Genomic DNA, 13,319 nt, shown 5'->3' with positions numbered 1-13,319 from the left:
CCCTTTATAAAAGTGACGCTGGGAGGGATTTTTTACTCAGGCATATTTAACCAATGTGGCCCTAGTGGAACTTTAGGTAATTCAAACTGTGCAGGATAGTCTGCGTGAATGAAATATAAACCATCTGGTGGCGCAGTCACGCCTGCTGCTTTACGGTCTTCTGCGGCAAAAATCGCGTCAATATGGTCAACCTCATACATGCCCTGACCGACTTCAAGGAGGCAGCCCATGATGTTGCGAACCATATGGTGTAAAAATCCATCAGCTTGAATATCAAGCACTAAATAGCAGCCATGTTGAATGAGGCGGCAGTGACGTACATGGCGCACTGGCTGATTGGATTGACAGGCAGCGGCACGAAAGCTTTCAAAATTATGTGTGCCTTCAAACTTTGTTGCTGCTTGCTGCATTTTGGCAACATCAAGTTGGGCATATACATGCGTCACTTGTTTATGCAATAAGGCTGGGCGCTGGGGATTGTTATAGACCACATAGCGATAACGTCGTGCTTGCGCTTTGAAGCGCGCATGAAATTCGTGATCCATCTCTTTAATCCATTGGATTGAGATGTCTTTCGGCAGTTGGCTATTACTGCCCATGAGCCAGCCACGAATAGGACGAATCGCATTCGTATCAAAATGCGCAACCATATTGGTGGCATGTACGCCTGCATCGGTACGACCCGCGCCATGCAGCATAATCGGTTCATTGGCAACTTTACTTAAGACAGTTTCAATGGTTTCTTGCACGCTTGGTACACCCGGTTGCTGAGTTTGCCAGCCTTTATACTGCATGCCACAAAACTCAATCCCAATTGCAAAACGTTGCATAGTTACCTCAAATTACCTTAGTCATTCCAATGCGCTGACCATTCTGCTGCGCTGTCGTATTGTAAATACATTTTTAAGCATTTGGCATAAAGATCTGCATGCCCATAGCAATTACTCACCAAGAGCCCACTTTGTTGTACCCATTCGCTTATTGCATAGCGTTGATCAATTCTGCCAAAAATCACTTGTGTACTGAGTAGAATGGCGCAACCTTTGTTTTGTAGTGATTTGAATAAGTCTAAAAGTTCAGCATTAATTGAAATATTGCCTGTACCAAAACCTTGCAAAATTAAGGCGTCGGGCGGTTGTTGTAAAAATGCTTTTAAATTTGCGACTTGCAATGCAGGAGCAATGGGTTGCCACATATAGCTGACACAGCTAAATGCTTCGGCCTTTTCTAGCATATGTTCGTTGATGATCACAGCTGCATCAGTTGAAGAAATTGGCAATGATGCATCTATGCCATCAAAGGCTTTCAGTTCAGTTGTGTGTACCTTTAAGGCTGATCGCGCATGATATAAATGATGGTGAAATGCTAAATACACACCCACAGATGATGTATGAACAGATTCCAATGCAAAATTTAGATTATCAATTGCATCGGTAAATTCGCGGGTATTATCGCCTGAAACAGTAAAGAGTGGATACTGACTGCCTGTGAGGACCACATGTGCAGATTGACCTATAAAATGGGCCAATACAGCACTTGCGTAACTTAAAGTGTCAGTACCATGAATGACGACAAAATGTTGGAATTGTTGTAACTGAAGTTGCTGTATTTGATGGATGAGAGTAAGCCAATCAGGTGCAGTGCAAGCACTGCTATCCCGTATGATGGATGCGACAAAACATTCAATATCAAGATGCAAGGGTAGGACATGTTTGAGTTTTGGAATAAAGTCATCAGCAGGCATCGGGCTGAGCGGCTCACCCACACAGCCAAAAGTACCACCCATATAAATTAGAGCTATTTTTTTCATCATAAAAAAAGCAGTCATGGAAGACTGCTTTATTTTAAATGGCTTTTGCTTAAGATGCGATCTGATTCAGTAACTGTTCTGCCTGTTGGCGTTGTTCAGTTGAAAACTCAGCTTCTTTCTCTGCCAATACATCACGAGCAGCTTGGTAAGCACCTAATTTCACATATTGCTCTGCAAGTTCAATATTGAGTTGTGCTTCATTGACTTCAAGCAACTCAGGGAATGATTGTACCAGCGGATCATTATGATCAGTTGTAGATGCAACAACTGGTGCACTTACACCACTAATATCAAAACTTAGGCCTGTAGAAGGTGCTACTGCAGGCTTATCTTCAACTGATGGAATAGTATCAAGTTTGAAGTCTAATGCAGTTGCAGGCTGTTCTTCCTGCTTTGCTGTGTCAAAATCCGTTAAATCAAAACTTAATGTCGGTTCTTCAACTTTAGCTTCTTCAGTTTTTGGTACATCTGTGGTGAAAGAGAAATCAAGTGGTTCAATTTTATCTTGAGTCGCATTAAGTGCTTCAACAGGCTGAGTTGTTGACGAAGTTGATGGTGCAAAGTCCATATTGAAATCAAGCGGTTTGATTTCATCAACTGCAGTTTCTGTTGGTGTTATTAATGGTGCTGTCTCAGTAATAACTGGCTTGTCTTGAGTGGTGAATGATTCAAACTCTAAAGGCTTAATATCTTCTACCTGAGTCGGTTTCTCAACCACTTCAGATTGAACTTTTGGAGCTGAACTGAAATTGAAATCAAGTGGCTTAATTTCTTCAACCTTGCTTTCTGCTGCAGGAGCTGTTGTCGTCTCCATCAATGCATCAAAATCAGCCGTATTTTTTGCGCTAGTAGACGGCGTTGTCTCTTCAACTACAGGTGATACAAAATTAATACTGTCGTCTTTTTGCTCTTTATTGCATTCGTACTCAGCTTTTTTTACTTCCGCTTGTTCAAGAATGTCATCTAATTCTAATGAACGGATGTGGCTGAGTAATTGACTGATCGCAAATTCATCTTTTTGTAAAATATGAATGTCTAAAAGATATAAATACAATTCATGCTGCGAATTGTCTTTTTTGAGCGATTGGTTGATTTGTGCTTCTGCTGAAAAGAAATTACGCTCAGCAATGAGCTTTTCAATCTTACTGCGTGTATCAGCAGTAAGCTCTGTCATTTTTTTCTTTTCGATAACAGTATTATCGACAGCATGGGTTTTCTTTGGGGCAGCTTTTGCTGAAGTGCCAGTTTTCTTTGCCTTTACTGGCTTTGTCGCTTTATCTGATTCTTGGTCTTTTTGGCGTTTGTTCAATATTACCAAAACGATCACTAAGATCACTAATGGAATCACATAAATCAGCATGTTTTAACCCCTTGGAGATAGAGTGATAAAGGTTGCACTCATCCCTATAAAATCATCATTTGTAACGTATTAGCTATTGGCTTCTTTTATCTGCTTGTTGTGCTTTCAACTGTTGTTGCAGTTGTGCAAGACGCGCATTTAATAGTTGAATTCTATGATCCTTTTGATTTAGTGCCAATTCTAATTGAGTTACGTTTCTCTGTAATTTAACGGTTTTTTCCCGTGATGTCATAACTTTTAATGACAACTCTTTCGAAGTTTTGTTTTTTTCTGATGAATTGTTTGCAGAAGCTGGAGCTGAATCTTGTGATTTCTCAGCCACTAAGCTCATTTCTGCTTGGTTTAAGCGATATTTTGCTTTGCCTGACTGGCTAGATGGTGTTTTTGCCAGTTCCGCTGCAGACACTTTCGTCGGCTCTTTTTGAGGTTTTCCACTAGTAATATTGAGTGCAGCGCCACGACGCAGACGATTGACATCACCTTGAATAAACGCATGTTCATTTGAGGCTTTAATTTGCTTCATGACTTCGCCCACAGGACGATTTTGCTCAGCGGCAATACGTGATGCAATGCCCCATAAACTTTCATTGCTTCGCACGACATATTGTGTGGCAGCTGACCCTGTATTAACGGGTTGAGCAGTTGGTGTCGCGGCTTGAGCTTTTACAGGCGCATTTTCGATGGGTTTTGTTGCACGCTTTTGTGCTATTTCATCCGCATATTTTTTGGCTAGAGGGTCTTGTGAAATGCTGGCTGACTCGTTTGCAGGTGCAGGTGGCGCTATTTTTGCGGTAGCGCTATTTTGGCTAGATAGAGTCGTTGATGAATCTTTTAATGCTGTTGGCGCTGGAATATGCGGCGCATTGGGTGTTGGGATCGCATAATTTTGCACATGTACTGGTGACTCAATCGCAACGGGTGTTGTGATAGGAGCTTGTATCAGGCTTGGCGGTGCTTTTTTGCTGAGCAGCAACGGTTGCTCAGCAGCGATGACAGGTTTTGCTGTATAGAGCGTACTGGTCGGTAGATTTAATGCGATATCTTTTTCATTCACAATAATCACAGGGGCCAGTGGACGCTCATTTGCTCGGGTTTGAGCAGATGCATTATTGGTTGGGCTACGTTTTAATGGGGTTTTAATACTTTGTAAGCGTGATGCATTACCTTCTTTAATATTGACAATAAAATTGAGTTCAGCATCAGTGACTGGGCGTGAAGAAGTGATGGTAATCACACCATTACCTGCGCCATCACGACGCGTGAAAAAGTTCAAATGCCCAGGCGGTTGATGACCTGTACCCATGCTGAGCAAGTCCTCCGCACTGGCTAAACTGGCGTTTAGTGGCACAGAAGTGTCTGAGTGGCGGAAATGAATCTCAGCGTACAGCAACTCCCCAGGTGCTGATTGAACTTGAACAGGATCAATAGAAATCGCATGAATATTCTGAGATGCAATAACGGCTAAAATGGCGATCTTTAATTTGTTATATACGGTCATCTTAATCTTTAGCTCGAGCATTTATGTCGCATGGCGAAAATTATAGATTAGCGACTTGTCAGAGAATTGTAAAATACTTACACGATAGTTACATAAAAAAGCCGATCAATTGTGATCGGCTTCTTATTCAATGGCTTAAAAATGCTTAAGCATTTTTATATTCCACTAAAATACGTAACATGCGACGAAGTGGTTCAGCAGCACCCCAAAGTAATTGGTCACCTACAGTAAACGCACCAAGGTATTCTTTACCCATGTTGAGCTTACGTAAACGACCTACTGGTACAGATAATGTGCCAGTGACTGCAACAGGTGTTAAATCTGTCATAGATGCTTCGCGAGTGTTTGGAACAACTTTTGCCCATTGGTTCGCATTACGTAACATGTCTTCAATTTCATCAAGCGGCACGTCTTTTTTCAATTTCAACGTTAAGGCTTGAGAGTGGCAACGCATTGCACCAATACGAACACAATGGCCGTCAATTGGAACAATTTGTTGATTGCCTAAGATCTTGTTGGTTTCAACTTGACCTTTCCATTCTTCTTTCGACTGACCGCTTTCAAGCTGCTTGTCGATGTATGGAATGAGCGAGCCTGCTAAAGGCACACCAAAGTTTGCTGAAGGGAAGCCTTCGCCACGTTGTAATTCAGCAATTTTAGAGTCGATATCTAAAATTGGTGAGCGCGGATCATCAAGTAAGTCTTTTGTATTGTTATACAAGTAACCCATGCCTGAGATCAGTTCACGCATATTTTGCGCGCCTGCACCCGAAGCTGCTTGATAGGTCATCGATGTTGCCCATTCCACTAAATTATTTTGGAATAAGCCGCCTAAGCCCATCAACATCAACGAAACTGTACAGTTACCGCCAACGAAAGTTTTAGTGCCTTTCACTAAACCGTCTTTGATGACATGCATGTTTACAGGATCAAGTACGATGATTGCTTCATCATCCATACGAAGTGTAGACGCAGCATCAATCCAGTAGCCATCCCAAGCTTCAGCTTTTAGCTTTGGAAACACTTCTGTCGTGTAATCGCCACCTTGGCAGGTAATAATGACATCCATTTGCTTCAGACTATTAATGTCTGTCGCATCCATAAGTGCTGGGGCAGTTTTACCACCAAATGCAGGGGCTTCACCACCTGCATTACTGGTAGAGAAATAGAATGGCTCGATGTGAGCAAAATCATTCTCTTCAACCATACGTTGCATAAGGACGGAACCAACCATCCCGCGCCAACCGACCAGACCTACTTTCATGTCATTGTGCCTCGGTGCGTTAAAAAATAAAAAGGGATTCGAGTGTACCAAACAAGTGCATAACTGCAAGTGCTACATAAGCAAAACACGAATAATATTGTCCAATATATCTACTTTATGTTACATGGAAAATTGATATAAATTTATGAATCAATAAAAAATAAAGAATATAAAAGGAGGCGCTATGATTTGGGTAGAAATTTTGTCAGTGGTGGTCATATGGTTGACATTCTGGTCGTTGATTCCACGTGATGAGTGGTGGTTCCGCGGCGCAGATTTTCCACGCCTCCAAATTCTAGCCTTGGGAGCAATTGCCTTCATTTTATTGATTGTATGGAAAGGAGAGTGGGACACACCGCGAGAAATTATTTTCGTTGCTCTAATTGCTGCAATGGCTTACCAGCTGAAGATGGTTTTACCCTATACCATGTTGTGGAAGAAACAAGTTAAGCAAGTCAGTCAAGTACAGTTAGATGAAAGCAAACAAATTTCCATGATTGTTTCAAATGTCCTCACCACCAATACCAAATATCATTTATTGATTGAGTTAATAAAAAAGCACCAGCCTGATTTAGTGTTGACGCTGGAAACGGACCAAACTTGGCAAAATGAACTTGCAGTCATTGAAGCCGATTATCCTTACCGTGTTCCAGTGCCCTTAGATAATCTCTATGGCATGCATTTATACAGTAAGTTAGAGCTGACCGAGACAGAAGTTAAATTTATCCTAAGCGATGAAATTCCATCGATACATACTCGGGTAACGCTGCCTTCTGGTAATCAAGTTCAGCTGTATTGCTTGCATCCTAAACCGCCAAGTCCGACTGAAGCCAAAGATTCAACGTTGCGCGATGCGGAATTACTGATTGTTGGCGATCAAATCAAAGATATTGATGAAAGTTGTATTGTGATGGGTGATTTAAATGATGTGGCTTGGTCGAGGACGACACGCTTATTTCAGCGTATTAGCGGTTTGCTCGATCCACGTGTTGGGCGTCATTTTGTCAATACGTTTCATGCTGATTATCCATTACTCCGCTGGTCACTCGATCATGTTTTTCACAGTACTGATTTTGCATTGGTGCATATGGAGCGTCTACCACATATGGGATCGGATCATTTTCCAGTTTATGTGGTGTTGCAAACAGGTCGAATTTTTGAGCAAACTCAACAAGAGCTTGAGCAGACTGATGAGGATGAACAAGAGGCGCAAGAAGCGATTCAAGATGGGATAGAAAAAGCGGAAAGAGAAGAAAAGATTGTGACGGATGAAATCGCGAGTGACTATAAGGATGGAACCAAAGTGCCATAAAGGTCTTGGCTTTTAAGAAAAAGTGTACGATATGGCTTACAAAAGTTTCGGCTTCTGACGAATGGTCAGGTTAAACATATTGACTTAATCTTTATTCATCGGCAGACGGAACTGGGAATGGATAATCCCGCTATGGAAGACTAAGCCGTTGGAACGCATCACGGATAGGATGCAGGAAAGGAAAGCCAAGAAAAAACAACAAAAAATACTTGTGAAAGCACAACCTCATAGACCCGAGTTTTGCAGGATGCAGAACTCGGGTTTGCTTCATTTAAGATACATGATTTTGCTTTTCTTTTGATCGATTTATGAATACAGTGACCGCAATAAATAACAAGATCAAACTCAAAAAAATGATGTAAGAAGGGGGGGATATATGTTGTCTGAATGGCACCAACAGTTACAGAGAATCACACATTTATCAAGCGATGCTTTAGCAATCTATTTTGGATTGATCATTTTCTTTGTTGTGGCATTTTGTCATCAGCGACAATTGAAGTCGAATTATGCGATTTGGGCCGTCATTCTTTTGGCTGTTGGTGTTGAGCTATTCAATGCACGGCATGATATTTTAGATAAAGGTTATTGGCGGATTGGGCAAAGTCTGCAACATATAATCAATGTGCTGTTGTTGCCACTGACGCTGTGGTTCATGGCACGATATCGTGTATGGAAGGGGTGATAGTGCTTGATAAAAAAAAGACATCTTAAATATCAGAAAATAATAGATGTCTTATTTCAAATTAAAGCTCAGGATGAACGCTATAAGATTATTGATTCACTTGCTCATATAAAGCTAGCGTCTGATCACACATATCTTTTAAGCTAAACATTGTGATTGGTTCCACTTGTTGAGGTAGGTCTAAATGTAACTTTAGAGCTTCGAGCAAAGCGGTTTCATCATCAACCGGCACTAAACCTTGCGGATAAACATTCGATAATATTTCAGCGACACCACCTCGGTTCCAGCCAATGACTGGTGTTCCCACAGATAGTGCTTCAAGCGCAGTTCGACCGAAAGTTTCAGCTTGACTAGACAATGACAATACTAAATCACTGAAAGCTAACCATTCACGGATATCCGAACGATGTCCCACAAACGTAATGCGCTCACTCAATCCTTTTGATTGGATGGTTGAATGCATCTCTTTCAAATAAGCTTCTTTTTTAGGATCTGCACCACCGACCACAATGGCATGAAGGTTTGGATATTGTGTTTGTAACTTTTCGATCAAATCAATTAAGGTTTCATGACCTTTTAAACGTGTAATACGGCCTGGCAAGCAAATCAGTTGCTTATTTTCTAGTTCCGGAAAGTCTTTAAGCGTTTGGTTGAACCATTGTGCTGATGGTTGATAGCCATGTGGAAAGGCAGCAGGGTCAATTCCCCGATAAATTCGAACAATATCTTCAGGCGGGCAGTTTTTATAATGATCCGTAATATATTGAACCACGCTATCCGATACAGCGATGACTTTTTCAGCTTGGGTCATAATTTGGCTGTAGCGATTAATCGAATAAAAACCATGTACTGTAGAAATAAGATGTGGACGTTTATCTTTTGCAATTCCTTTTAGGGCAAAATGAGTAAGCCATGCAGGTACACGAGACCGTACGTGAACAATATCTGGCTGATGTTGCAAGATCAGTTTTCGTAGCGGGCGAATTTGCCATAAACTCGATAATGCTTTTTTATGCACGGCTAAGGTTAAGTGTGTAGAACCTTCTGCTTCAAGCTGCGAAACCATACGCCCACCATTGGATACGACCAATGATTCATGTCCTGCAGCTACAAGGGCACGAGCGATTTCTAGAGTCCCACGTTCAACACCACCGCTATTGAGTTCAGGTAAGAGTTGCATCACTTTCATAGTCTTTCTCTTTTAATTATTTGGTGAGTTGAACTCAGTAAATTTTATCGAAGCCTTGTGGGCGAGTTTTAAAACGGCGGTGGAACCACATATATTGAGTCGGAGCAATACGGAGTTGGCTTTCAATAATTTGATTGACCCGAGTCGCATCGGCAACTTCATCTTCACTTGGGAAATGCTCTAAAGCAGGTGAGATCAGGACACGATAGCGTGGATTTGAAATATCACCTTCACGGTAAAAATACAGTGGAATTGCAGCGGCTTTCGAGATTTTCATGAGACGGCGATGTGCCGTCACTGTAGCAGCAGGCGTACCAAAAAAAGGAGCCATAACACCTTGTTTTAAACCAAAATCTTGGTCGGGACTATACCAAATGGCATGTCCATTTTTAAGATTTCGAATTAGACCACGCATATCATCATGGTCAATTTGGTTGGCATAGATCGTTGCTCGGCAGCGTACAATCAACATGTCCAAAAGTGGATTATTCTGCGGGCGATACACCACGTCTGGGTCGAAGTACTGCGCACATAAATACCCCCCTGCATCAAGCAAAGTTGAATGCGTACCGAGTAGCAAGACACCTTTGCCCTCAGCTTGCGCATTTTGGAGATGCTCTAGACCTTCAATTTGGACACGGCCTTTAAACCACTGTGGGCTATACCATGCATTTAAGGTTTCAAAGATTCCGATCATTTGGTCAATGAACACTTGGCGAGCATTGGTTTGGAGTTGTTCGGGCGTCCATTCAGGAAAGCAGACTTCCAAATTGCGGATGGTGGTTTTACGGCGTGATTTCAAATTGTTAAAAGCAACAGAACCTAAAAAATGCCCAAGACGATGTTGAATTGCCCAAGGGAGTATTGCCAAAATCATCAGGAAGACAATGCCAATCCAAATTCCCCAATACTGTGGGAGTAAGAATGACCATTGAAACTGACCAGGTTGATATTCAGGCTTTTGACTCATAGGGCAAAATGAAAATGCTAAAAAATAGGAATCAGTTTAACATGAAGCTGAATTGAAAGAGAAAGTTCAGCTTCATGGCATTTACATTTTTAACCTTTAACTAAACCACCATCGACAATGAGGTTTTGTCCTGTCACTGCTCGTGAATAAGGTGATAAAAATATCATAATCGCTGCAGCAAACTCGTCTGGTGTCGTGACTGTTCGTAGTGGTGTTGAAGCTGCAATCAAATCAAATACAGCATCAGGCGTAGCTTTACTGGCATCCGTACTTTGTAACAGACCGCCTGACAACATATTGACATTAATGCCATACTCACCAAGTTCATGTGCTGCTGTACGTGTGAAAGCCAATAGAGCAGCCTTTGCAGCAGTATAGTCATGGTAAGGTACGACAGGATTTTGCACGAGGTTAGTCCCAATATTAACAATACGTCCAAAGTGGACATTTTGCATATCCTCTAAGGCTGCTTGAGTCGTATTAAGTGCCGCAACCACAGCACCATTGAATTGTTGTTGTAAGGTTTGTGCTGTTAATTCCGCAATTTTCGGACGGGCATCGCCATTAAATTGAAAATCAATCAGCGCATTATTCACGACTGACGTTATTGACGCACCGAAATGTGCTTTGGCAGCAGTGAATAATTGCTCAACTTGTGATTTATCAGTGACATCGGCTTGATAAGCAAAAACTTGCTGTGGAAAATCTAGAGCCAATTGCTGAGCTGCGGTTTGACTTGAAAAATAGTTCACTACGACTTGAGCGCCTTCGGCAATTAATGCCTGACTAATGGCTAAGCCGAGTCCACGAGCGCCACCGGTCACTAATACAATCTGCTCTGAAATTTGCATACACAAGTCCTTATTTGATATGAGCAAACCATAGCAAGCTTTGACTCAAAGCCCAAATCGAATTGAAGGTGTAGGGTTAAGAATATTCCAAACGTTTTTGTTTTCAGTTTTTTAAGTCTGAGATTTAAAAAAAGCCGTATCGAAATACGGCTTCTTAAATGCATTAAGAGAATAAGACAGTAACTAAATAATTAACCATTACTCATATTTTCAAGTTCTTCTAAGCGTTCCATTTTTTCAAGCATTTCGTCATCAATAGCCGCAAGACGTTGTGAGGCTTTGGTCGCAGCATCAGCATCGGTCACAAACCATGAACCATCTGCCAACTTATCAGTAAGTTCTGCTTGCTCTTTTTCCAATGCCGCAATTTCGGTTGGTAATTGGTCAAGTGCACGTTGATCTTTATAGCTCAGTTTGACCTTTTTCGGTACAGCCGCAGCAGCTGCCGCTTCAGCTTTGGCTAAGGCTTTTTTCACATCACTTTTTTGATCGACTGCAGTTTGGTCTGGACGCTGTTCTAGATAGTCTTGATAACCACCGATGTATTCATCAATGTTGCCTTTACCATCGAAGACCCAAGTTGAAGTCACGACGTTGTCCATAAAGGCACGGTCATGCGAGATCAATAATAATGTGCCTTTATAACCCCCTAACATTTCCTCAAGTAGTTCCAACGTCACCATATCCAAGTCATTGGTTGGTTCGTCCATCACAATCAGGTTTGATGGTTTGAGCAATAATTTAGCCAGCAAAATACGGTTACGTTCACCACCCGATAATGCTTTTACAGGTGTGCGTGCACGTTCAGGAGAGAATAAGAAATCTTGTAAGTAGCTATAAATATGACGACGGCTACCATTCACATCGACATGGTCTGAACCTTCAGACACGTTATCCTTAACTGATTTTTCTAAATCGAGTGCATTACGTAATTGGTCAAAGTAAGCGACTTCAAGTTGTGTACCTGTTTTAACCAAGCCGTCATGTTCTTGTTCACCTAAAATGGCTTTGATCAGTGTGGTCTTACCAACACCGTTATCGCCGACCAAACCAATTCGGTCACCACGAAGTACCAATGCAGAGAAATCTTTAATGATTGGATCATTGTTGCCAAATTTCACCCGTAGATTTTCAATCTCGAAGACCACTTTGCCTGAACGGTTAGCTTCTTGCGTTGACATGCTCACTTTACCTTGTTGTGAGCGACGTGCACGAGATTCTTCGCGTAGGGCTTTTAATGCACGGACACGGCCTTCATTACGGGTACGGCGAGCTTTAATCCCTTGGCGAATCCAAACTTCTTCTTCTGCTAACTTTTTATCAAATAAAGCATTTTGCTTTTCTTCAGCTTCCATTTGCTGAGCTTTCAATTCTAGGTAGCGTGAATAGTTGCCTTCATAACTGCGCAATACGCCACGATCGAGTTCCACAATACGAGTTGCAATATTGTCGACAAATGAACGGTCATGCGAAATAAACAATAAGGTTAAATTGTTTTGATCCAGCAAGAATTTTTCTAACCATTCGATACTTTCAACATCCAAATGGTTAGTTGGTTCGTCGAGTAAAAGCACATCAGGTTGAGTCAGTAGTGCACGTGCAAGCAATACACGACGTTTACGACCACCCGATAAATCTGCCAAATCTGCTTCTGGGTCTAAGCCCATTTTGCTCAAAATTGAATTTACTTTAGTTTCAAGTGCCCAACCATCGAGCATATCCATCTTGTGCTGTAGGTTACCCATACGTTCGCATGCTTCCATGTCGCCTAATACGCATGCATCACTTGCTTCATGATACGCACGTAACACGCTTGCAGCTTCACCAGCGCCATCGGCAACAATATCAGCAACCTTACCCGAATCCATCGGTACATCTTGGGCCAACATTGAAATGGTAATGCCGTTTTGTAGAGAAACTTCACCACCATCGGGTAATAAACTTCCCTCAATCAGTTTAAGTAAAGTAGACTTACCCTCACCATTACGGCCAATTAAACACACCCGTTCGCCGCGTTCTAAACTAAAATTCGCGCCGTCGAGTAGGGCAGGTCCACCAAACGCAAGTTGGACATCCCTTAAAGTAATATAGGCCATAATATTTCCTGAAAAATCTCAAATGAGGACTTGAAGTGTCTAAACAACAAAATACTGATAATCAAGCGCCATTGTCCGCACCCATTGAAGATTTGCAAGTGCGAATTGCATTTTTAGATGATTTAGTTGAGCAACTAAATGACCAAGTTGCCCGTCAAAGTGCTGAAATTACAGATTTAAAGGCGCAAATGCAGTTGATTTATCAACGTATAGAGTCTGCAGATTTATCTGAAGGCATTGCTGCATTTGATCCAATGACCAATCGTCCGCCACATTATTAAAATGTG

General features: G+C 41.7%; 12 protein-coding genes. 3 read left to right on the top strand and 9 right to left on the bottom strand.

The features are described from left to right. Window positions 1-32: 32 nt before the first annotated feature. The 5 genes from truA to asd all read right to left on the bottom strand — a co-directional run bounded on the left by truA (window position 33) and on the right by asd (window position 5,932). Window positions 33-830 carry a tRNA pseudouridine(38-40) synthase TruA gene (truA, locus tag A9J31_RS08035; RefSeq protein ID WP_067763844.1) on the bottom strand — a complete coding sequence of 266 codons (798 nt, stop codon included), beginning with the start codon at window positions 828-830 and terminating at the stop codon, window positions 33-35. A 17-nt stretch (window positions 831-847) separates the two neighbouring features. Beyond that, a complete protein-coding gene (locus A9J31_RS08030) occupies window positions 848-1,828 on the bottom strand; it encodes an asparaginase domain-containing protein (protein ID WP_245668214.1) in 981 nt (326 codons plus the stop codon). 31 nt (window positions 1,829-1,859) lie between these two features. Further along, window positions 1,860-3,170, bottom strand: coding sequence for a hypothetical protein (locus tag A9J31_RS08025; RefSeq protein ID WP_067763840.1), 1,311 nt, complete (start codon window positions 3,168-3,170; stop codon window positions 1,860-1,862). A gap of 73 nt (window positions 3,171-3,243) precedes the next feature. Beyond that, window positions 3,244-4,668, bottom strand: a complete 1,425-nt coding sequence (locus A9J31_RS08020) for a FimV/HubP-related protein (protein WP_067763837.1) — start codon at window positions 4,666-4,668, stop codon at window positions 3,244-3,246. 145 nt (window positions 4,669-4,813) lie between these two features. Beyond that, entirely contained in the window at window positions 4,814-5,932 is a 1,119-nt protein-coding gene (asd, locus tag A9J31_RS08015) for an aspartate-semialdehyde dehydrogenase (protein WP_067763834.1), read from the bottom strand. Between the two features lie 184 nt (window positions 5,933-6,116). On the opposite strand from asd, the gene A9J31_RS08010 reads away from it, so the two are divergent. Then, window positions 6,117-7,244 carry an endonuclease/exonuclease/phosphatase family protein gene (locus tag A9J31_RS08010; RefSeq protein ID WP_067763831.1) on the top strand — a complete coding sequence of 376 codons (1,128 nt, stop codon included), beginning with the start codon at window positions 6,117-6,119 and terminating at the stop codon, window positions 7,242-7,244. 376 nt (window positions 7,245-7,620) lie between these two features. Continuing rightward, window positions 7,621-7,926 (top strand): hypothetical protein, encoded by a 306-nt coding sequence (locus A9J31_RS08005; RefSeq protein ID WP_067763826.1) that lies wholly within the window; start codon window positions 7,621-7,623, stop codon window positions 7,924-7,926. A gap of 88 nt (window positions 7,927-8,014) precedes the next feature. Here A9J31_RS08005 and A9J31_RS08000 read toward each other — a convergent pair whose 3' ends face one another. The 4 genes from A9J31_RS08000 to A9J31_RS07985 form a co-directional block, all read right to left on the bottom strand. Beyond that, on the bottom strand, window positions 8,015-9,115 hold the full coding sequence (locus A9J31_RS08000; protein ID WP_067763823.1) for a glycosyltransferase family 4 protein: 1,101 nt from the start codon (window positions 9,113-9,115) through the stop codon (window positions 8,015-8,017). A gap of 34 nt (window positions 9,116-9,149) precedes the next feature. Further along, a complete protein-coding gene (gene lpxL / locus A9J31_RS07995; protein ID WP_067763820.1) occupies window positions 9,150-10,085 on the bottom strand; it encodes an LpxL/LpxP family Kdo(2)-lipid IV(A) lauroyl/palmitoleoyl acyltransferase in 936 nt (311 codons plus the stop codon). Between the two features lie 89 nt (window positions 10,086-10,174). After that, on the bottom strand, window positions 10,175-10,936 hold the full coding sequence (locus A9J31_RS07990) for a 3-oxoacyl-ACP reductase (RefSeq protein WP_067763817.1): 762 nt from the start codon (window positions 10,934-10,936) through the stop codon (window positions 10,175-10,177). Between the two features lie 191 nt (window positions 10,937-11,127). Beyond that, complete coding sequence (locus A9J31_RS07985; protein WP_067763814.1) at window positions 11,128-13,032, bottom strand: ATP-binding cassette domain-containing protein; 1,905 nt, start codon at window positions 13,030-13,032, stop codon at window positions 11,128-11,130. 35 nt (window positions 13,033-13,067) lie between these two features. Here A9J31_RS07985 and A9J31_RS07980 point away from each other — a divergent pair, with 35 nt between their 5' ends. Further along, window positions 13,068-13,313, top strand: coding sequence for a SlyX family protein (locus A9J31_RS07980; RefSeq protein ID WP_067763811.1), 246 nt, complete (start codon window positions 13,068-13,070; stop codon window positions 13,311-13,313). The last annotated feature ends 6 nt before the right edge of the window (window positions 13,314-13,319 follow it).

The sequence above is a fragment of the Acinetobacter gandensis genome, assembly GCF_001678755.1.
Lineage (GTDB): Bacteria > Pseudomonadota > Gammaproteobacteria > Pseudomonadales > Moraxellaceae > Acinetobacter > Acinetobacter gandensis.
The sequence above is the reverse complement of the archived record's forward strand: the minus strand, read 5'-3'. Positions and strand labels throughout refer to the sequence as shown.